Origin of the sequence: Nocardia sp. JMUB6875, assembly GCF_041154655.1 — a bacterium.
Lineage (GTDB): Bacteria > Actinomycetota > Actinomycetes > Mycobacteriales > Mycobacteriaceae > Nocardia.
In genome coordinates, this window is record NZ_BAAFGR010000146.1 from 1 (window position 1) to 20444 (window position 20444).

Annotated in this window: 19 protein-coding genes and 1 pseudogene; 5 read left to right on the top strand and 15 right to left on the bottom strand. The window is 68.1% G+C overall.

From position 1 onward, the window contains the following. The 7 genes from ACAM49_RS30080 to ACAM49_RS30110 form a co-directional block, all read right to left on the bottom strand. A partial coding sequence (locus ACAM49_RS30080; RefSeq protein WP_369638934.1) for a DHA2 family efflux MFS transporter permease subunit occupies positions 1-1336 on the bottom strand: 1336 nt, incomplete at its 3' end. Beyond that, complete coding sequence (locus ACAM49_RS30085; protein ID WP_369638935.1) at positions 1337-2320, bottom strand: LLM class flavin-dependent oxidoreductase; 984 nt, start codon at positions 2318-2320, stop codon at positions 1337-1339. An 11-nt stretch (positions 2321-2331) separates the two neighbouring features. Continuing rightward, a complete protein-coding gene (locus ACAM49_RS30090; RefSeq protein ID WP_369638936.1) occupies positions 2332-3471 on the bottom strand; it encodes a cytochrome P450 in 1140 nt (379 codons plus the stop codon). Between the two features lie 12 nt (positions 3472-3483). Beyond that, positions 3484-4779, bottom strand: a complete 1296-nt coding sequence (locus tag ACAM49_RS30095) for a condensation domain-containing protein (protein ID WP_369638937.1) — start codon at positions 4777-4779, stop codon at positions 3484-3486. Positions 4780-4788: 9 nt separating this feature from the next. Then, the gene (locus tag ACAM49_RS30100) at positions 4789-5997 is read right to left on the bottom strand and encodes a GNAT family N-acetyltransferase (RefSeq protein ID WP_369638938.1); all 1209 of its coding nucleotides are present in this window, start codon (positions 5995-5997) and stop codon (positions 4789-4791) included. Further along, a complete protein-coding gene (locus ACAM49_RS30105) occupies positions 5994-7283 on the bottom strand; it encodes a DegT/DnrJ/EryC1/StrS family aminotransferase (RefSeq protein WP_369638939.1) in 1290 nt (429 codons plus the stop codon). Before ACAM49_RS30105 ends, ACAM49_RS30100 begins: the two co-directional genes overlap by 4 nt. 9 nt (positions 7284-7292) lie before the next feature. Continuing rightward, a complete protein-coding gene (locus ACAM49_RS30110) occupies positions 7293-8480 on the bottom strand; it encodes a 2-deoxy-scyllo-inosose synthase (protein WP_369638940.1) in 1188 nt (395 codons plus the stop codon). A gap of 215 nt (positions 8481-8695) precedes the next feature. On the opposite strand from ACAM49_RS30110, the gene ACAM49_RS30115 reads away from it, so the two are divergent. After that, positions 8696-9490 (top strand): helix-turn-helix domain-containing protein, encoded by a 795-nt coding sequence (locus ACAM49_RS30115; RefSeq protein WP_369638941.1) that lies wholly within the window; start codon positions 8696-8698, stop codon positions 9488-9490. A gap of 3 nt (positions 9491-9493) precedes the next feature. Here ACAM49_RS30115 and ACAM49_RS30120 read toward each other — a convergent pair whose 3' ends face one another. Together ACAM49_RS30120 and ACAM49_RS30125 are read right to left on the bottom strand one after the other, a co-directional pair. Then, the gene (locus ACAM49_RS30120) at positions 9494-10288 is read right to left on the bottom strand and encodes an alpha/beta fold hydrolase (protein WP_369638942.1); all 795 of its coding nucleotides are present in this window, start codon (positions 10286-10288) and stop codon (positions 9494-9496) included. Between the two features lie 101 nt (positions 10289-10389). Beyond that, entirely contained in the window at positions 10390-11892 is a 1503-nt protein-coding gene (locus ACAM49_RS30125; RefSeq protein ID WP_369638943.1) for an MFS transporter, read from the bottom strand. 111 nt (positions 11893-12003) lie between these two features. Here ACAM49_RS30125 and ACAM49_RS30130 point away from each other — a divergent pair, with 111 nt between their 5' ends. Then, the gene (locus tag ACAM49_RS30130; protein WP_369638944.1) at positions 12004-12636 is read left to right on the top strand and encodes a TetR/AcrR family transcriptional regulator; all 633 of its coding nucleotides are present in this window, start codon (positions 12004-12006) and stop codon (positions 12634-12636) included. 224 nt (positions 12637-12860) lie between these two features. Here the strand turns inward: ACAM49_RS30130 and ACAM49_RS30135 are convergent, their stop codons facing one another. The 4 genes from ACAM49_RS30135 to ACAM49_RS30150 form a co-directional block, all read right to left on the bottom strand. After that, complete coding sequence (locus ACAM49_RS30135; protein WP_369638951.1) at positions 12861-13943, bottom strand: PLP-dependent cysteine synthase family protein; 1083 nt, start codon at positions 13941-13943, stop codon at positions 12861-12863. Positions 13944-13999: 56 nt separating this feature from the next. Further along, complete coding sequence (locus ACAM49_RS30140; RefSeq protein ID WP_369638945.1) at positions 14000-14335, bottom strand: AzlD domain-containing protein; 336 nt, start codon at positions 14333-14335, stop codon at positions 14000-14002. Further along, positions 14332-15105 (bottom strand): AzlC family ABC transporter permease, encoded by a 774-nt coding sequence (locus ACAM49_RS30145; RefSeq protein WP_369638946.1) that lies wholly within the window; start codon positions 15103-15105, stop codon positions 14332-14334. Before ACAM49_RS30145 ends, ACAM49_RS30140 begins: the two co-directional genes overlap by 4 nt. A 164-nt stretch (positions 15106-15269) precedes the next feature. Further along, complete coding sequence (locus tag ACAM49_RS30150) at positions 15270-16229, bottom strand: LysR family transcriptional regulator (RefSeq protein ID WP_369638947.1); 960 nt, start codon at positions 16227-16229, stop codon at positions 15270-15272. 166 nt (positions 16230-16395) lie between these two features. Here ACAM49_RS30150 and ACAM49_RS30155 point away from each other — a divergent pair, with 166 nt between their 5' ends. Beyond that, a complete protein-coding gene (locus ACAM49_RS30155; RefSeq protein ID WP_369638948.1) occupies positions 16396-16740 on the top strand; it encodes a YciI family protein in 345 nt (114 codons plus the stop codon). Between the two features lie 2 nt (positions 16741-16742). Next, the gene (locus tag ACAM49_RS30160; protein WP_369638949.1) at positions 16743-17969 is read left to right on the top strand and encodes an RNA polymerase sigma factor; all 1227 of its coding nucleotides are present in this window, start codon (positions 16743-16745) and stop codon (positions 17967-17969) included. A 12-nt stretch (positions 17970-17981) separates the two neighbouring features. Here ACAM49_RS30160 and ACAM49_RS30165 read toward each other — a convergent pair whose 3' ends face one another. Next, on the bottom strand, positions 17982-18569 hold the full coding sequence (locus ACAM49_RS30165) for a dihydrofolate reductase family protein (RefSeq protein ID WP_369638950.1): 588 nt from the start codon (positions 18567-18569) through the stop codon (positions 17982-17984). A 113-nt stretch (positions 18570-18682) separates the two neighbouring features. Between ACAM49_RS30165 and ACAM49_RS30170 the strand changes: the two are divergent. Continuing rightward, positions 18683-19693, top strand: a pseudogene (locus tag ACAM49_RS30170) (sigma-70 family RNA polymerase sigma factor); the annotation flags it as partial. 37 nt (positions 19694-19730) lie between these two features. Here ACAM49_RS30170 and ACAM49_RS30175 read toward each other — a convergent pair. Further along, positions 19731-20402 carry a 2-phosphosulfolactate phosphatase gene (locus tag ACAM49_RS30175; protein ID WP_369638952.1) on the bottom strand — a complete coding sequence of 224 codons (672 nt, stop codon included), beginning with the start codon at positions 20400-20402 and terminating at the stop codon, positions 19731-19733. Between the last annotated feature and the right edge of the window lie 42 nt (positions 20403-20444).

Below are 20444 nucleotides of genomic sequence, written 5' to 3' on the forward strand. Positions count from 1 at the left end.
GGGCCGAAGGGGTAGCCGCGGAGGTGGCGACCTCGCGAGGATGGCTCTGGAAGGCAGTGGTGAGCTCGCCGGTGAGGCGATGGGTGAACAGCGAGCCGAAGACGGCCACCCCCAGTGCGCCACCCATTTCGCGGAAGTAATTGTTGGCGCTGGTGGCGGTGCCGACATCGGTTGGCGGGACGGCGTTTTGGACCAGGAGGACCAGCAGCTGCATTACCAGGCCCAACCCCAGCCCGACCACGAAGAGCATCGCGGAGACCAGCCAGGCGGGACTGTGGGAGTCCAGGTGGGTCATCCAGAGCATGCCGGCGGCGATGCAGGCGATGCCCAGGGGCGGGTAGAGCCGGTAGTGGCCGGTTCTGGTGACGGCGGCCATGGCGATGGACACCGTGAGGAACATGCCGATCGTCATGGGGATCGACAGCAGTCCCGCCGCGGATGCCGAGACGCCCGTGGCCATTTGGAGGAAGGTCGGCACGAAGGCGACCGAGGCGAACATGACCAGCCCCACGATGAAACCGAGCAGCGAGGTCGTGGCGAAGGTGCGGTCGCGGAACAGGCGCAGCGGCAGCATGGGCTCGGCGGCCCGGGATTCGACGTGGATGAACACCGAAACGACCACCAGCACAGCGAGAATCATGCCGAGGATGATCGATGATCCCCAGGCATAGCGCTTTCCACCCCAGTCGCTGATCATGATGAGCAGGCCGGTGCCCGCGGTCATCAGCATCGCGCCGAGGTAGTCGGGCCGCACCGCGGGCCGCTTGCCCGGAATCGTCAGATAGCGGGCCGCGAGCACGAAGGCCGCCACCCCGATCGGCACGTTGATCCAGAAGCACCACCGCCAGCCCAGGTGATCGGCGAGGACGCCGCCGAGAATGGGACCGCCGACCGAGGTGAGGCCGAGGATCGCGCCCATCGGCGCACCGTATCTGCCGAGGTCCTTCGCGGGCACCACATCGGCCATGGTCGCCTGGGCCAGAATCATCAGCCCGCCGCCGCCGAGCCCCTGCATCGCCCGGAATCCGATGAACTCCCAGAAATGCGTGGACACCGCCGCGCCGAAGGAGGCGACGGTGAAGATCGCGATGGCGAACAGAAACAGTCCACGCCGCCCGAACAAGTCACCGAATTTGCCGTACATCGGCATGACGATGGTGGTCGCGAGCAGATACGCGGTGGTGGTCCACGCCATGTGCGGCACACCGCCGAGCTCGCCGACGATGGTGGGCATGGCCGCGCCGGTGATCATCTGGTCGAGGCTGGCCATGAGCAGTCCGGCGCTGAGGGCCACGAAGATGAACCCGATCCGGCGCGGGGTCATGACGATGGTCATCTACCCGCCGACCTTCGCGAGCACCTCGTCGCACAGCATGCGCAGGCTGGCCCAGCCGTCCTCCAGCGGTATCCCGCCGATGAGTGGATTCATCACGATTTGCGTTCGGCCACCGGCGATCTGGTCACGCAGCTCCTCCGGGGTCAGAATCTCGACATAGTTCAGCGTCCGCAGATGTTCGACCGAGAGCGCGGCCGCCTCGTTCGGTCGCGCCACTTCGGGCCGTCCCCACGCGCTGTACTCGCGAATCTCGTTGAGAATGAACGGCCCCAGCGTGGTCCACGCCCGGTCGGGTTCCCGATGCAAGAGGACGACGCTGGTGTTCGGCAGCGGCATGTGCACGAACCCGTTGCGGCCGTGGCGTTTCAACTCCTCGTGGTAGAGGGTGGCGAGGAAGGGACTGTGCACCGCGGGCGAGAACGGCAGCCCGAATCGCGCGGCCCGCTTGGCCGCCGCGGCCGATCCGCCGCCGATGAACAGCAGCGGATGCGGTCGGGTATGCGGCTTCGGTGTCACGGTGATGGTCTCGCCGCGGTATTCGAACGGCTGCTCGCCCCACGCGGCGCGCATGACCTCCAGGTTCTCGTCCATCAGCTTTCCGCGCCGCGCCCAATCCCGCGCGGCGGCGGCGTATTCCTCTGGGCGGTACCCGATTCCGGCGATCACCGACAGGCGGCCCGGTGCGAGATTGTCGAGCACGGCGATGTCCTCGGCCAGCCGGATGGGGTCGTGCAACGGCACGATCAGCGCCCCGATGGCAATGGTGATGGCGCGCGTGCGCGCTGCCAGCGCGGCGGCCAGCACCAGCGGCGAGGGCAGCCAGCCGGTGGCCGAGAGGTGGTGTTCCTCGCAGCTCACGCAGGTGAGCCCGCATTGGTCGGCGTACTCGGCCATCTCCACGGCCGCCCGGTAGCGCTGCACGTGATCGGCCGAGGCGTCATGAATGCCGGTCATATTGAATCGAAGTGCTGTCACCACGTACATGTGCTTTTCCCTCACCACCGCACCGGCAGCGTGTGCAGGCCGCCGGTGAAGATATCGCTGCGCTCGGTCAGACTCTCCCGGTCGACGGCCAGCGAGAGCTCCGGGAACCGCCGCACCAATTGCCCGATGGCTACCTGCAATTCGATGCGCGCCAGCGGCGCGCCCAGGCAGTAGCGGGTCCCGTAGCCGAACAGGAAGTGCGCGGACTCCTGACGGGTGATGTCGACCCGCTCGGGGTCGCTGAACACCCGCGGATCATGGTTGGCCGACGCGATGCCCAGCAGTACCAGATCCCCCTCCGAGATCCGGACGCCCTCGACGTCGAGGTCCTCACGGGCGTAGCGCGGAATGCTGCTGGCCTCGCACGCGCGCAACAGTTCCTCCACGGCGGTGGCGATGAGCTCCGGATTCTCGTGCAGCAGTTGCCATTGCCCCTCGTTCTGCAACAGCATCAGCACGCCGACGCCGATCTGCACCGCGGAGGTTTCATGGCCCGCGAACAGCAGCACCATCGAATGCATGGCGATTTCGTCATCGGTCACGCCCTCGACCGCGCACAGCCGCGACACCACATCGTCGCCGGGGTTCGCGCGCTTGTTCCGCACCAATCGCAGGCAGTAGGCGTACAACTCGGCGACACCCCGCTCGACCTTCTCGCGATCGCGCACATGGCCGACGGCGTCGACCCAGTCCCGGAACTGCTGCCGCTCGCCGTAGGGCACGCCGAGCAGTTCGCAGATCACCAGCAGTGGCAGGGGCAGGGCCAGCGCCGCCTGGAGATCGGCCGGCGAGCCCTGTTCGGTCATGGCGTCGAGCAGATCCGAGGTGAGTTGCTCGACCCGAGGCCGTAATTCGCGCATGCGTTTCGCGGAGAAATGCGGACTCAGCAGCGACCGCATGCGGGCGTGGTCGGCCAGCTCGGTGTCGTAGTTGCCGATCGGCCCACCGGAGAAGGCGGCCTGCCCCAGGCGGGGCGCGGTCTCCGGGGTCCGGTGCGCACGACCCAGACGCGGATCGTTGAACAGCTCGCGCACCAGCGCGTAACCGCTGGCCAGCCAGGCGGCGTCACCGGTCGGAGTGGTGACCCGGCTGATTCCGGAACCGCGGGCTCCGGTCACCGGGCAGGCTGCGGCGGGGGTGGAATTCTGCATGGGATGCTCCTGTCACTCCGAGTCGGCACCGTGCACGGATTCCACGCTCGTATCCACGGTGCCGAGGATCGAGCGCCATTGCGCCACAATTTGTTCGGCGCGCTCCGCACCGAGTCCACCGGTCGGCGCGTGCACCGAGTAGTGGACCCGCCGCACGCCGTCGCTGCGGTAGCCGCCCAGCAGCACGCTCAGATCGAACGTGGTGAGCCGGGCCATGTCGCGCGAGCGCGAGGCGGGCACATAACCGCCGAGCTCGCCGACGAAATTGAAATAGAACTTGGGGTTGCGGAAGGTGTGGAAGTGCCGCGAGGTCGCGCCGTTGTACCAGCGCAGCAGGGTGAAATCCTCTGGTGTCGCGGGATATTCGGCATTGGCGTGCCGGATGCGGGCCGCGGTGGAGCCAACGGTCGGCGACAGCAGCCACGGATAGTCGTCGGAGAGCCAGCCGATGGTACGGCCGAGATCGGCGCCGGGCCGCAGCCGTGCGTAGCGGCCGTGTTTCTGTACCTGGATCGGGCGCGGAACGCCGAGTACGTCTTCGATCGCCAGTCCGAATGCCACCAGCAGAATCCGGGTGTAGGTGGCGCCGAACGCGGCCGGGAGTTCCTCGAAGATCCGTTCGGCGAGCGGGTCTTCGATCACGCCGTCGAGGTACACCGGTTCCGGCGGGTGCGCGCGGACCGGCTCGGACGGCTCGGAATCGCTTGTCGCCAGCCAATAGTCGAGTTCACCGGTGCGAGTCTCGGAGTATTTCTCCAGGAATTCGGCCCACTCCGAGGCGGTCGTCCGCTCGGGTTCTAGTGCGATCGGCTCGCCGGATTCCCATTGCCGCACATAGGTGGTCATATCGCCCCACAGGATCCACAGGGCGACCGCGTCGCAGGCCACATGGTGCACGGTGAGCAGCAACAGGTTGCCGTGGGCCGGACGGGTGCACAGCGTCGCCGTCACCACCCGGCCCGAGGCGGGGTCGAGGCGCTGGTTGGCGGCCGCGGTTTCTCGTTCGATGAGCGCACCCAGGTCGGCGTCGTCGACCGCGGAGATATCCAGGGTGCGCAGTTCCGGGCGGCTCTCGTCGGAATCGGCGCTGGGAAAGATCTCCCAGCGGGCATCCGGGCCGTACGTGTATCGGCCACGCAGGGTTTCGTGATTGTCGACGAGCGCGGTGATCATGGCGCGCGCGGTGTCCGCGTCCATCGAATTCGGCACCGGAAAGGGCATGGTGATGCCGAAGGCCGCGGGCTCGGTGTCCCACATCAGGAAGCGTTTGGCGGCGGCGGGCAGATGCCCGGCACGGGTGGAGGTCATGGTGATTCCTCAGAACGGCGTGGTGTTGAACGGCCGGCGGGCGGTGGCGAAGGCGAGATCCAATCCGGTGAGCGCGCCTGGGGTCAGCTCGTCCACCCGGCCCGCGCGCTGCAACTCGGCGAAGGTGTGCGCACCGAAGTAGGCGGTGGTCATTTCGAGCGGGCCGACGCGTAAATCGGCGCGCGCGCCTTCGGGGGCGGGCGTCCAGCGGCCGGCGCCGCCGGAGATGTCGAGCGCGAACACGCCCGGACTCATCCCCCAGGGGTCCGCCACCTCGATCACGCCGTGGAAGTCGGCCGGGAAGGAGCGCAGCTCGATCGCCTTGGACAGGTCGATGATCCACGACCACACGCCCCCGTCGACACCGGTGATGGCGGCCGTGCGCTGGTCCTCCAGCAGCAGCGGTGTCGGATCGTCGACGGCGGTGTCCATGCGGATCCGCGCGTACTCGCCGTGCCCGAGCAGACAGCGCAGCAGTTCCCGGTGCGCGCCGACGGTCAGCGCGCAGAAGTCGCGCACGACCACCTCGTCGCCGATCAGATCGAAGATCACGTAGCCGTCCGGGTGGACGATGATGAACGGCTCGTCGCCGATGCTGCTGGGCCACCAGTGCTCGCTGCGGCTGAGCGCACCCGGTGTCGACCGCTGCCAGCGCGCGTAGATCCCGCGCAGCTCCCCCAGCGCCTCGCGCAGGCGCACCTCCCGCACCGAGGACGAGTCCGATTCCGCGACAAGCAGTTTCGATCTGCGGCGGTCGATACTCAGATGCCGGGTGTAGGTGGTCACGCCGATATAGGCGTAGCTGCCGCCCGGACCGGGCATGGCGGCGAACACCTGCGCACCGGATTCGGCGGCGATGGCCATCAGCTCGGCCTGCACCTTGGCGTAGATGCCGCGCTTTTGATGGGTGGTCGCCACCATCCCCTGGGCGCAGGCCGCGACGTCGAGTTGCGCGCCGCCGGGCACGGTGACCGTCGCGCGGAGGATGGCGGCGGTGCCGACGATGCGCGGTGTGCGCGGTTGGCTCACATCCTCCACCACCGCGATGTCCTCGAGCCGGAACTGCCGCTTCCAGGCCTCGAAGTCCTTGGTTTTCACTCCGCCGAAGGCGCGGTCGTACCGGTCGCGCAGGGCGTCCCAGTCGTTCTCGACCGCTCGGCGGGTGCGAATTCCGTCTATCGTGCGGGCCTCCCAGTCCGCCATGAGTTCCGAGGTCATGCCACCGTGCCTTTCGCTGTCAGGGATTCGGCGTGTGCGGCCACCTTGGCGAGGGCGGCGAGCAGATCGTCGACGTCGCCGGGTTCACCGAGGAGCACACTGTGGTGCATCAGCAGGGTGTGGGCGCGGTAGTGTTCCGCGCCAGGACAGGGCCTCCCGGCCACGCGGTCGGCGGCGTCGTGCCACCGGCGCGCAAAGCGCGGCTTGGTTTCGGGCCGCAGTAAGGGACTGCGGGGCAAGGGAACTCGCGGCGGGTACACGCGCGTGCCGAGCTCGGCGGTGAGCGCGTCGGCGACCTGCTCGACCGAGGCCGTGCCGAAGGTGCCGGGGCGGAAGCGGATTCCGTATTCGTAGATGGCGCGGCGATCGACCGGCGCGGGGACCGGGATCGGAGCCAGGCCGGGAATGCCGGCGAGTCCGGCCTCGAGTTCCTTGGCGCGGGTCTCGCGGTGGGCGTGCTGGTCGTCCAGGCGCGGCAGCTGGTCGAGCAGGACGGCGGCGGTCAGCTCGGACATGCAGTAGTTCGCGCCCATGATCGTCGCCTGTTCGACGAGTTCGTATTCGCCTGGGGCGGGTTCGGTTTCGGTGTAGGCGCGGGAATCGGCGCGCAGCATGAGCATGCGGTCGTAGAGGTCGCGCCGGTCGGTGATGGCCGCGCCGGCCTCCCCACCGGCGAGGGATTTCGCGGCCCCGAGGCTGAAGACGCCGATATCGCCGAAGGTGCCGAGGCAGCGGCCGTGCCAGCGGGTGCCGTGCGACTGCGAGCAATCCTCGATCAGCGCCAGACCGGCCGTGTGCGCCGCGGCCGCGATCTCGTCGATACGCGCTGCGGTACAGGCCAGATGGACGACGATGACGGCCTTGGTGCGCTCCGAGGCGGCCGCCCGCAGGTGGTCCGCGGTCAAGCAGCCGGTCGCGGGGTCGACATCGACGAGCACCGGCAGCGCACCCACCCGCAATACCGCCGAGGCCGGGGCCACCCAGGTCATGGCCGGGACGATGACCTCGTCGCCCGGGCCGATCCCCAACGCCTCCAGCGCGATCACGAGCGCACCCGAACCATGATCGACGCTCACGCCGTGGGCCGCGCCGTTGTACCGCGCGAAGGCCGCGCCGAAGAGCCGTTCCCGCGACTTCCCGCCGCGTGGGCTGTACCAGCTCACCGACCACCGCGAAGAGCGCAGCGCCGCGAGCAGTTCTTGTTCGGTGTGCGCGTCGTACTGCGGCCATTGCGGCCACGGCCGGCCACCGCGTACCGCTTCGCCGCCGTGTATCGCCAGCATCATCGACCCTTCTCACACGCCGACAGCGGGTGCGGCCGTGGACGATCGGGCGATCACCTCGAGCGCCGCCCGGATCTCCGCCGTCGAGACCGGTGTGAGCGGCAGGCCCCCGCTGGTCTCCGGGCGTCCCAGCCCGCGCAGCAGCACGAAAGGCACGGTGCCGGTGCGTGATTCGAGGTACCCCTGCTTGTTGTCGTTGGCCACCACGTCCAGCACGTCGGCGATGCGCACCGATCCGGGCAGCCGGGGCTCCACGCCGAGCCCGGTGACGATCTCGTAGTGGACGCCGACCTCGTCATCGGAGAGCCATCCCCGCGCGTGCGAAATATGCGCGGCCGCCAGCATTCCCAGGGCTATCGCGGTGCCGTGGGCCACTCCGGCCGCTCCGCGCGCCCGATGGTCGCAGATTTCGATCGCATGGCCGATGGTGTGCCCGTATTCGAGGACCAATCCCGTGCCGCGTTCGAAGGTGTCGTAACGGGTCACCGAGGATTTCGCGGCGATGCTCGCGTCCAGCAGCCACATCAATGTATTCGGCGAGGCGAACTCGCCACCGGCGATGACCGCCCGCAGTCGATCCAGCTCCGACGGCTGGATCGCCAGGCAATTCTTCGCCATTTCACACAGCCCCGACCGCAGTTCACGCTCGGGCAGGGTCGCGAACAAGCGCACATCGGCGTACACGGCCGTAGGCGCGTAGAAGGTGCCGATATGGTTCTTGCCGACACCGCTGTTGATGGCCTGCTTGAGCGAGAGCACCGAATCCATGGCGGCGATGGTCGTGGTGGGCACATGTACCAGCCGCACGCCGCGGAAGAGCAGATTCGCCAGGAGTCCCGCCAGATTGCCCGGTACGCCGCCGCCGAAGGACACCACCACCGAGCGCCGGGTGACACCGGCCCGCAACGCGGTCTCCAGATGCTCCGCCAGACACGACAGGGTTTTCATCGATTCGCCCGCCGGATGGGAGAGAGTGACGGCGGGAATCGCGCCCGCCAGACACTCGATTTCGCTTCCGTACAGCTCCAGCAGCCGGTCGTCGGTGACGACGATGAGTTTATCCGGCGTCAATTCGGCTATCGCGTGTGCGATTTCGGAAATGCAGTCCGAGCCGAAGTGGTACGGAAATTCTTGCTCGCCGATCCTGATCGTCCGTGAACGAAGTCCCGTATTCGGAGGTGGCGGTGAATCGCTAGCCATGGTTGCCAATATCGAATGCGCGCACGCGCTTTGGCAACCGGTGGGATACCCCAGTCATGAGCACGACCCCACACCGGTACCACTGGATGTGGGCCCGGCGGTCGGCGGTGCTACCGACAGTGGTGGCCCGGTATGCCGGGTTGCCGGGAACCGGCCGCGAAATCCACCTATCCTCGAGAGGAAGTGATCTCGGCGAGTGCGGACGGAGAGCGGGTATGTCGTTGGCCGACAACGAACTCGGCGCGGAACCGACCGACGAGCTGCGCGCGCCCACACTGGCCGAGTTCGTCCGGGAACGCCGCGGCCGGGCCACCGCCGGGAATCCGGCCGGCCTCACCCGCAAACAACTGGCCGAGGCCACCCACGCCAGCCTCGGCTATATCGCCAAGATCGAGCAGGGGGAGGCGCTCAATCCCGGCCCCGCCATTCTGGATTCGCTCGCCGCGGTACTGGAACTGGATGTGGCCGAACGGATTCACCTCTATCACCTCGCCCAGCAGCGACCGGTGACCTGCCAACCGCGCGCACTGCGCCGCGATGATCCGGCGGCGGGCACGGTGCGCACCCTGCTCGATGCGCTGCTCCCCCATCTCGCGGCCGCGCTCGACAACGGCTGGAACATCGTGGCCAGCAATGCCGCCTTCGATGAGGCCCTGCCCGGCCTCGCCCGCAACGGGCATGTGCTGCACTGGATGTTCACCGATCCTCGCGCCCGCATCGTGGTCGAGGAATGGGAGCGGGAAGCGCGGCTCATGGCCGGGCGCTTCCGCGCCTATGCCGCCGAGGCTCTCGATCGCGAGGGTATCGACCGGGTGCTGCGCGAACTGGGCGAGCAGGCGGACTTCCGGCGACTGTGGACCGAAGGGCATGTGCGCATCGGGCGGCGCGATCCCGGCTTCACCCTGCGAAATCCGGGCACCGGCAAGGTTTTCGACGTGCGCGTGCAGCGCTACCGCGGCACCGCGCCGGGTCCCGCACATCAGCTGTTCGTCGGACTCGTGGCGGGATGAGGACTACGGCAACCCCTCGAGGAACGTGTGCAACAGCCGATTGAACTCCTCGGGATGGGTGAGGTTGGGTGTCAGGGCCGCGCCGGCGATCTCGTGCACCTTCGTGGGATGGCCCAGCGCGGCCGCCAACTCCGCGACCTCCTCGGCACTGTTCGCCTGGTCCGCCGTTCCCCTGATGACCAGTGCCGGACACCGGATGTCACCGAGCAGTTCCAATACCGAATCCCGGTTGATCAGGCAGTCGGCCGACAGCCTGATCCGGGTCCGGTCGGAGCTCAACCACTTGTCACGCCAAGGCTTCTGGTCCTCGACGCTGCCCCCGATCATGAGGGAGGAGACCAGCTTGATGGTCGGCGACAGCGCCGCGGAGCCGACCCCGATCCAGGCATCGGTCACCTCGCGGTAGCCCACTCGCCGCTGCGGGCTCATGGCGGTGCCGGAGGAGCCGACGAGGATCAGACCGTCCATGCGATTTCGCGCCAGCAGCGCCATGCGCGCGGCGGTGAAGGACCCGTGCGCGGTACCGCCCGCGACCACCCGGTCCACACCCAGTTCGTCCACCACGGCCCAGGCGTCGCGGGCCAGATCCCAATAGCTGAACGGGGTCTCGTCGTCCTCGGTGCGCCCGTGGCCGCGCGAATCGATGGTGATCACCCGGTACCGGGGCGCCAATCCCGCGATCTGTGGCGCGAACATCTCCTGATCCATGAACAGGCTGTGTCCCAGGACGACCGCCCGTCCCCCGCCGCCGGTATCGGTGTAAAAAATCCGCACGCCCCCACGCGTGACAAACGGCATTCTGAAACTCTCTCGCTTCGCCTTCCGGAAAGTTCACGCTACCGCAGAAGCCGTTGACGCCCTGAGGCCGGATCCCCGGGACGGGGATCCGGCCGTCCCCGTTAGAGACTGGTGGAGATGGTGGCGAATTCGCCCGCGCTCGCCAAGGCGATGTCCTCTTCGACCTCGTGCTGGGTCAAGTGGCGGCCGGAGCTCCTCAGGCCGAAGGCGGCCAGTAGCGCGGCGACCGCGAAGAAGGCCGCGCCGGTGAGAAATGCGATGCGGTAGGCGCTTTCGGCAGGGAGGGACACGATCGCACCGTTGGGGAGCTGGTGGGCGAGGGTGTCGCTGGTGAGGATGGTGACCACCAGGGCGCTGCCGATGGCGCCGCCGACGGTGCGCATGATCGAGTTGATCGAGTTGGCGATGCCGGTCTCGTGCGGGGCGACATTGGCGACCAGCAGGGCGGGCATGGCGGCGTAGGCGATGGCGATGGCGGCATTGCCGATCACCAGTGCGACAACGACTTCCGCGGTGCTGGTGTGCAGCAGCGCGAGCGAGGTCAGCGCGCACAGGCCGATGCCGCTGGCGATCAGCAGCACGTAGCGCGGGCCGATCCGGCCGACCAGGCGTCCGGCGATCGGGCCCATCAGCACCGAGACCACCGCACCCGGCAGCATGAACGCCACGCTGGTGCGCAGCACCGACGCGTCGAAACCGAAGCCCGCCAACGCCCGCGGCGTCGCCACGAAGTAGGTCGCCCCGAGGAAGACGCTGAACATCGCGAAGCCGACGCAGAAGCTGGCCAGGTTGGTCATCGCGACCGGGCGATGCGCCAGCAGCGCGGTCGACACCAGCGGGGAGCGCAGCTTGGACTGCAGCACCAGGAATCCGGCCAGCACGACGACCGAGGCGATGAACAGCCCGATCACCTTCGCACTGTCCCAACCCCATTCGTGGCCCTGGGAGATCGGCAGCAGCAGGCACACCAGGCCGATGCCGAGCACCGCGGCGCCGAGGTAGTCGACGCGCCCGCCCTGCCCGGCGCGCCGCGGCAGCACCAGGAACGCGGCCACCAGCACCAGCACGGTCAGCACCACGCACAGCCAGAAGATGCGGCGGTAGTCCGCATCGCCCTGGGTCAGCAGACCGGTCGCCACCAGTGCGACACCGCTACCCACACCGAGGGTGGAGGCGGTCACCGCGAGGGCTCCGGTCAGGCGTTCGGCCGGAAGTTCATGGCGCAGCACGCTGATCGCGAGCGGGAACAGGCCGAAGCTCGCGCCCTGCAGCGCGCGTCCGGCGATCAGCCAGTCGATGCTGTGCGCCGAGGCGGCGAGCAGGCTGCCCGCCAGGGTCACCACCAGCGTCGCCAGGATGACCGGCTTGTGTCCGTAGACATCACCGAGTCGCCCGAGCAGCGGGGTCAGCGCGGACGCGGCGAGCATGGTCGCGGTCGTCACCCAGCCGACCGTGGTCGCGGAGACGCCCAGCTGCAGGCCGATCTGCGGCAACGCGGGCACGGGCAAGGTCTGCGCCATTGCCAGCAGAAAAACGGTGCCGGCCATGGTCACCACGATCGCGGTCGGCGAGGAGGTCCGCCGATCCCCAGGGGATGAGGTCATTCGCAGGACTCTACGACGGAATCGACACACTGTCGATTATGATTGACGCCACGTCCAATGCGGGAATCGTCGCATAGGGTGAGTTGTATGGCGCAGAAAGGCGGACGCGAAGTGAACCGGACCGCAGGCACGACCGAGGGTCTGCGACGCCGCGGCGCCCAATCCAAGGGCGATCAGCGCGAGGCCCAGATCCTGGAAGCGACCCGCCAACTGTTGACCGAGAAGCCGATGGCCAAGCTGACCGTCGACGACATCACCCACGCCACCGGCATCTCGCGCACCAGCTTCTACTTCTACTTCCCCTCGAAGCAGGCGGTCCTCGCTCGGCTCATGGAAGACGTGAGCGACCGCTATGCCGAAACCCACGTCTGGCTCCCCTCCACCGGCCCCCAACGCGAACTCCTCCGCACCCAGCTCGCCGGAACCGCCGAGGTCTGGCACGGCAACGCCGCCATCCTCGTCTGCTCGCTCGAGGGCTACGACAACAGCTACCCGCCGCTGACCGAGTTCATCGCCGCCATCCACACCCGTTTCACCAGCGCCCTCGCGGCCAAGATCGAACGCGACCGCGCGGCCGGGCTCGCCCCCGCGGGCATCGACGCCGCGACCCTCGCGGAATTGATCTCCCTCATGCGCGACGGCCGCCTCTCCCAGCTCTCCGCCGCCTCCGAATCCGAAGTCTCCCAAGGCCTCGACGACCTCACCGAGGCGATCCTGCGCCTCATCTACGGCCGCCTGGACTGATCCGGCTCCGCCAAAAGGCCCCGATACCAGCGAGATCGAGGTGCCGACGGCACGGTCCGGGTTGTCGGGACCCGGGGTGCGCGTCGGCGCCTCGATCGGCTGGTCGACGGGTGGTCGTCACGATGCTGTCGCCGGTCAGGGTGGCGGGTCGGGCTCGCCGGGAGCCCGTCGCCGGAACCGCTGGGGCGCAGGATGTTCGGCGTCCTACCCGTAGGTTCGATGGGTCAGGCGGACAGGTCGCCGGTGAGCAGGAAGTGCTCGAGACGGCGGGTGTACGGGGCGGGGTTGATGCCCTGCTCGGCGAGCCAGGCGTCGCTGTAGTACTTGTCCATGTAACGCTCGCCCGGATCGCAGAGAAGCGTTACGACACTGCCCTTTTCGCCCTTCGCCAGCATGTCGGAGATGACCTGGAAGGCGGACCAGACGCCGGTGCCGGTGGAGCCGCCGCAGCGGCGGCCGAGCAGGCGTTCGAGCAGGTGCACGGTGGCGACGCTGGCGGCGTCGGGGACGCGCATCATGCGGTCGATGGCGTGCGGCATGAAGCTGGGTTCGACGCGCTGGCGGCCGATGCCCTCGATACGGGATCCCTTGTCGGAGGTGACATTCCGATCCAGGGTGCGCCAGCCTTCGAGGAAGGTGGAGTTCTCCGGGTCGGCGACGCAGATGCCGGTGTCGCGCTGGGTGTAGTGGACGTAGCGGGCCAGGGTGGCCGAGGTGCCGCCGGTGCCCGCGGTGGCGACGATCCAGCTCGGCTCGGGGTAGCGCTCCTGTTCGAGCTGACGGAAGATCGCCTCGGCGATATTGTTGTTGCCGCGCCAGTCGGTGGCGCGCTCGGCGTAGGTGAACTGGTCCATGTAGTGGCCGCCGGTCTCCTCGGCCAGGCGCGCGGCGACCTCGTAGACCTCGCTCGGGTTGTCGACCAGATGGCAGGTGCCGCCCTGGAATTCGATGAGGTCGATCTTGGTCTGCACGGTGGAGCGCGCCATGACGGCGATGAACGGGACGCCGATCAGCTTGGCGAAGTAGGCCTCCGAGACCGCGGTGGATCCGCTGGACGCCTCGATGACCGGGCGGCCCGGGCGCAGCCAGCCGTTGCACAGCGCGTACAGGAACAGCGAGCGCGCCAGGCGGTGCTTGAGACTGCCGGTGGGATGGGTGGATTCGTCCTTGAGGTAGAGGTCGATGCCCCATTCGGTGGGCAGCGGGATGGTCAGCAGGTGGGTGTCGGCCGAGCGGTTGCCGTCGGCCTGCACCTTGCGCACGGCCTCGCGCAGCCAGGTGCGGTATTCGGGGTCGTAGCGGTTGATGTCGGTCTCCTCGACGAGCGAGGTTCCGGGGATGAAGGTGGTCACGACAGTTCCTTTCAGAGGCCCGCGAGGCGGAGCAAGGCGAGGACGACGACACCGGTGCCGACGGTGGCGTACATGTTCTTGGTGCGCCACGCGACCAGCAGCGTCGGCAGGGCGGTGAGAAACAGGGGGTTGGCCCAATCCAGGTTCAGGGCATGGGTTTCGGCGTCCGGGACGAACACCGAGGGGGCGATCAGGGCGGCCAGCACGGCGGGCGGCACATAGGCCATCCAGTGCAGCACCGATTCGGAGATGGTGAATCGATCGGCCAGAAGTAAAGGCAGAGAACGGATTCCGTAGGTGACGGCGGTCATGCCGACCAGCACGGCGATCAGGGCGGGGGTGCTCATGACAGGGCCTCCTCGGGGATGGCCTCGGTGGTGTGGTTCGCGGCGTGGCGCTCGAACATGAGCCCGGCGGTGGCCCCGATGACGGTGGGCACCACGACGGCCCACAGCGGCAGCCCGACGGCGGTCAGCGCGACGGCGAGCAGGCCCGCCAGTACCGCGACCATGAGTTCGCGGCTGCCCTTGACCATCATGGCCAGCAGCGCCAGGAACATGGCGGTCTGGGCGAAGCCCAGCCCGAGTGCCCGGCTGTCCGGGATCAGTTCGGCGGCCATGCAGCCCAGTGCGGTCGAGCCCGCCCACGCGAAGTGGATGAGGAAATTGAAGATCCGGCATTCCCGCGCCGACCGGTGCCGCTTGGCGAATTCGGTGGAATGCACCGCGAACGCCTCATCGGTGAGCTGCCAGGCGAAACCCATCTTGTCGTGGCGGGTCCAGCCCTTCACGTTCGGGGCCTCGGTGAGCGAATACAGCGCGTGCCGCAAATTCACCAGGAAGGTGGTGAAGACAATGGAGATCGGTGAAATGCCGGCCTGCAGCGGGCCGAGTGCCGCGAATTGCGAGGAGCCCGCGAAAACGAACGCCGACATGGCGATGGCGGCCCAGGCCGGAACCCCGAAGGTCGGGGCGAGCACGCCGAAAGCGAAAGAGACAGGCAGGTATCCGAGCATGACCGGACCCGCGGCGGAGGCAGCGGCTCGCCAACACCCGCCCGGCGGAGCATCGTCCTCGACGACCGCCTGCGTTGTTTTCGAATCGATTGCCAGTGCCATGGCTCCAACCTCTTTGTCGGTTCCTGTTTGCGTCTCCAACGCTAGTCGAGCAAACCGTTTTTGTGCACTGACCTGGGCGAATAAAACCCAACCATCCGTAATAGGGGGTGAAACTATCGATAATGGTTCGGCCCGAAATCGGGTGTCTCGGCCGACAATCCGGCTCAGGCTGTGAGCGCCGTCTCCACGAACGGCACCGTCGCTTGCAATTCATCGATGACCGCGCGCACCGCGGGCACCTTCTCCAGTTTGGGCAGGGTGACCGCGAGGATGCGGCGTTCCATGGTGGGTTCCACCGGTTCCGACCGGACCGAGCCGATGGCCGGGACGCCGGAGAGCGCGAGTTCGGTGGCCAGCGCGACACCCAGCCCCTCGGCCACCAAACCGACGACGGCGCCGAGATTCTCGGTGGCGAAGGAGATGTCGGGATGGAATCCGGCCTCCGCGCACACATCGATGAGATGGCCGCGGCACTGCGGACAGCCCGCGATCCACTTCTCCCCGGCCAGCTCCGACAGCTGCACCGGAGAGATGCGCCCGGTCCCGGCCAGCCGATGCCCGGGCGGCAACAGGACACGCAGCCGATCACCGAACAAGGGCCGCGCACTCAGCTCGGAGAGATCGGGACTGCCTGCGTCACAAGAGCTTTCGCTGTCCGGCAGCCGACCTTCGGGATAGTCGAAGATGAGCGCGATCTCGCACTCCCCCGCCCGCAGCATGGCCACCGACTCCGGCGGCTCGGCCTCCACCAGCGCGATTTTCAGATTGGGCTCGGCCGCCTGGCTGCGGGCGATGGTTTTGGGCACCAGCATCGAACACGCACTGGGGAACGCCGCCAATCGCACCTTGCCCGCTCGCAATTCGGTGAGCGCGCGAATCTCGGCCTCGGCGGCGTCGAGGCTGCCGAGCACGGTCGCGGCGTGCCGGCACAGCGCCTCGCCGGCCTCGGTGAGCTGGAGTTGATGCCCGGATCGGGTGATCAGCGCGGTGCCGAGCTGCCGCTCCATGGCCTTGATCTGTTGGCTGATCGCGGGTTGCGTATAGCCGAGATGCCGGGCGGCGGCCGAGTACGAACCGGTCCGCGCTACTGCCCGGAAGATCTTCAGCTGTCTGACCTCCAGCATGCCGACCATCCTAAACGCGCGAGGTCAGCGCCCCGGGACCCGGCGTCACATGACCGTTTCAGAACGTCCCGAATTCACCGTCGCGAACCTGTCGATTTCGCCGCCGGGTCCGCGTCGAAGAGTTGAATGGTCCGAAAGGCGGGCCAGTCATCGAGAGGACGGCATCATGGCGGAATATCTGGTCCTGATCTACCAGGACGAGCGGCTGGGAATCGACACCCTGAACGACCCGTCGGTCACGCGCGCACACGAGGGCTTCATGGCGGGCAACCAGCAGGCGCTGCGCGGCGGCAACCCGCTCGAATACTCGCACACGGCGACCAGTATCCGCCCGGATGGCGCGGGCGGCTTCGTGGTCACCGACGGCCCCTTCGCCGAGACCAAGGAACAGCTGGGCGGCTACTACCTGATCGAGGCCGCCGATCTGGACGAAGCGATCGCCCGCGCCCAGCAGGTCCCGATGGCCCAGGGCGGTGTCGAGGTCCGTCCGATCCACACCCACCAGCGGTAGCGATGACCAGTGCCGCCGTGGCGGCGGCGGTCGCCGACGCGCACCGGCGCGAGTGGGCCTTCGTGCTCGCCGCGACGGTGCGCGTCACCCGCGATCTGGATGCCGCCGAGGAATGTGTCCAGGACGCCTACGCCCAGGCCCTGACGCGCTGGCAGGACGCGATCCCGGCCAAGCCGGGCGCGTGGCTGACCACCGTGGCCCGCAATCGCGCGCTGGACCTGCTGCGCCGCCGGGCGACCGCGAATCGTTCGCTGCCGCTGCTGATTTCCGATGACGTCACCGAAACCGTTGTCGCCGAAGAGGATATCCCCGACGACCGGCTCCGGCTGATCAGCACCTGCTGTCATCCGGCCCTGTCGATCGAGGCGCAGGTGGCGCTGACCCTGCGGCTGGTGTGCGGATTGACGACCGTCGAGGTCGCCCGTGCCTTTCTGGTGTCGGAGTCGACGATGGCGGCGCGCATCACCCGCGCCAAGAAAAAGATCGCCGCTGCGCGCATCCCGTATCGGGTGCCCGCGCCCGAGGAGCTGCCCGAGCGGATCGGCGCGATTCTGACCGTGGTGCATCTGCTGTACACGACCGGGCACACCGCGCCGTATCACGCCGAGCTGAGTCGCGGTGAACTCACCACGCGCGCAATGGATCTCGCGCGGATGTTGCGGACCCTGCTACCAGAGGATCCCGATGTGGCCGGGCTCCTGGCGCTGATCCTGCTGACCGAGGCCCGGCGTGGGGCGCGCACCGACGCCGAGGGCGGCCAGCTGCGGCTCTCCGAACAGGACCGGCGGCTGTGGGATCGGATCGCCATCACTGAAGGCATCACGCTGGTGCGGGAGTCGTTGCGGCGCAAGCCCGGTCGCTACGCTCTGGAGGCGGCGATCGCGGCCGTGCATGCCGAGGCACCCACCTATGCCGACACCGATTGGCACGAGATCGTCGGGCTCTACGGCGTGCTCGTGCAGCTGTGGCCCTCGCCGGTGGTGGCGCTCAATCGCGCGGTGGCCCTCGGTTTCGCCCGGGGCGCCGCGGCCGGGCTGGCCGCGCTCGACGAGCTGGCCGCCGAACCGCAGCTGGCCGGATACGGATATCTGGCCGCGGCGCGCGGGCATTTCCTGGCCGACCTCGGCCGCACGGGCGAGGCGCGGGTGGCCTACGAGGAGGCCGTGCTGCTCACCGGGAATGCGGCGGAGCGGCACTTCCTGGAGCGCCGCCTCGCCGAATTGGGATAGGGCACAGCGGAACTACCGCACGAATTCGTAGGTGTGGAACACCAGGCCGTCACCCAGCTTTCGAGTGTCGGTCAGGTGCAACGGCCGCTGGTCGCCGGTGCCGTCGAAGAGACGCTCGCCGGTTCCCACCACGCCCGGGAAAATCACCAGCCGCAGTTCATCGGCCAGGTTCTGTTCCATCAGGGTGCGCACGAGCTGATAGCTGCCGTACACCAGGATCTCCCCGTCCACCCTCCGCTTCAGCTCCGAAACCTCCTTGGCCGCATCGCCGTTGAGGACCGTGGTGTTGCTCCAGCGAGGCTCTTCGAGGGTCGAGGACACCACATACTTGGCGATGCTGTTCATTCGGTCCGCCCATTCCGGGCTCACGCGGACATCGAACTCCGGCATCCGGGCCTCGAACCACTCACTGCTGCGCCTGCCGAGCAAAAGCGCCTCGGCGGCAAGCGTTTCCGCGGTCTCGCGGGCGACCCATGCCTCGAGGTCCTTGCCGCTCGCGAACCGGTGGAACCAGCCGCCCGCCGCGAACCCCTCCGCCCCGTCCGGATCTTGCACCACTCCGTCGAGGGTGGCATTCGCGCTGATGACGATCTTTCCCATTTCCGTGCTCCTTGCTCGGTGCTGTCGGCTTGTACCGACGTAGGCGCCGCGGAAACAGCAAAAGGGGCGCTGCGCGACCGCCCCGTTCGCGCCTCGGCCGACGTATATACAGGATGGATTCGCAAAGGAATGAGGTTGCGCGAGTGGAGTTGGCGCGAACGGACCTGCTGTCGAGGGCGCGCGCGGGCGATGGCGAGGCCTTCCGGGCATTGACCGAGCCGCACCGCCGGGAATTACAGGTGCACTTCTACCGGATGCTCGGATCGTTCCAGGATGCCGAGGACGCGCTCCAGGACACAATGCTCGCCGCATGGCGGAGTCTGGACCGATTCGACGGGCGTGCGTCGGTGCGCACCTGGCTGTACAGCATCGCCACCAACCGGTGCCTCGACGCGTTGCGTGCCGCGCGCCGACGTCCCATGCGGCAGTGGGATGTCGCGGGCATCGAGTTCCCCGAACCGACGGGATCCGGCGAAATCCATTGGCTCGAGCCCTATCCCGACGCTCTGCTGGACGGTGCGATCAGTGTGCCGCTCGGTCCGGAGGCACGCTACGAGCAAACCGAATCCATTTCCCTGGCCTTCGTCACCGCCCTGCAGATCCTGCCGCCCCGTCAGCTAGCCGTCCTCATCCTGCGCGATGTCCTCGGCTTCCACGCCGACGAAGTGGCAGGCATGCTGGACACGACCGTGGAATCGGTCAAGAGCGCACTCAAACGCGCGCGAGCGGGAATGCAGGCCCGACTGCCGGTGACCTCCGAGGCGCAGGCGGCGGTCGACTCGGCTGCCGAGGACGCGATCGTGGCGAGGTTCGTCAGCGCGTACGCCAACGCCGACATCGACGCCCTGGTGGCGCTGCTGACCGACGACGTCTTCATGTCGATGCCACCGCTGCCGCTGGAGTACCGCGGCCGCGACAGCGTGGCCCGCTTCTTCGCCTTCATCTTCGGCACGGCCCAACGATTCGACCTGGTACCGACCCGGGCCAATGGCCAACCCGCCTTCGGGGTCTACCGATACCCCTCCATCGGCATCCACGGATCCGGCCTGTTCGTCCTCACTCTCGCGGGCGACCGAATCTCCGGCATGACCCGCTTCGAAGCCGGTGTCCTGCCCGCATTCGGCCTGCCGATCTCCTCCGTACAGACCCGATCCGCGCCGATCAGTCCAGCGCGTTCACGAAGACACCGTCCACGAGTACCGGAACCACTGCGCTGGAATCGACTTCGATCGCGATCTCCACGTCGTCACCGAACCCGATCGACGCCAGCTCCCGGCCGGACGCGCAATCCCGAATCAGCGCGGGCACATCCGCGATCCCGGCATAGGAACTCCGCGCGATGGACGCCTCCGGTGACAGCGGCCCGGCACCGTGGGCCGCCACCGAATCGATGACCGCTCCGGCACCGATCAAATCCTCGATCGCGGGCCGCAGCACATCCTGCCCCGGCCAATGTTCCCCGCCCCCAACCACTCCCACCGGCCGCTCGGCAGTTCCCCATCCCTGCTTCACAATCCACCGCCCGACCGCCGACGCGTTTCGCAAACTCGCCGCGATCACCGGAATCCCCTCCACCGCGGCCGAAATCGCCGACCCGTTGGGCGACGGCAGCACCAATCGCTCCGGCGCGGGCGCCCGCCGCAACGCCGCGGGAGACAACGACCACGGCTGCTCATCCGACACCGCACGCCGCCCGACGGCAAGCCGCGCATCCCGCGCGATCGCGAATTCCGCTGCGCTGCCATCTCGCCATGGATACGGAAACACCCGCGTCCCAGCCTCCACCGCAACCGACACAGAGGTGGTGAACGACAGCACATCGACCACGACCACCGCAGCGCATTCCGCCCTCAGCGCCCGCGCCCCTGCCAGCCC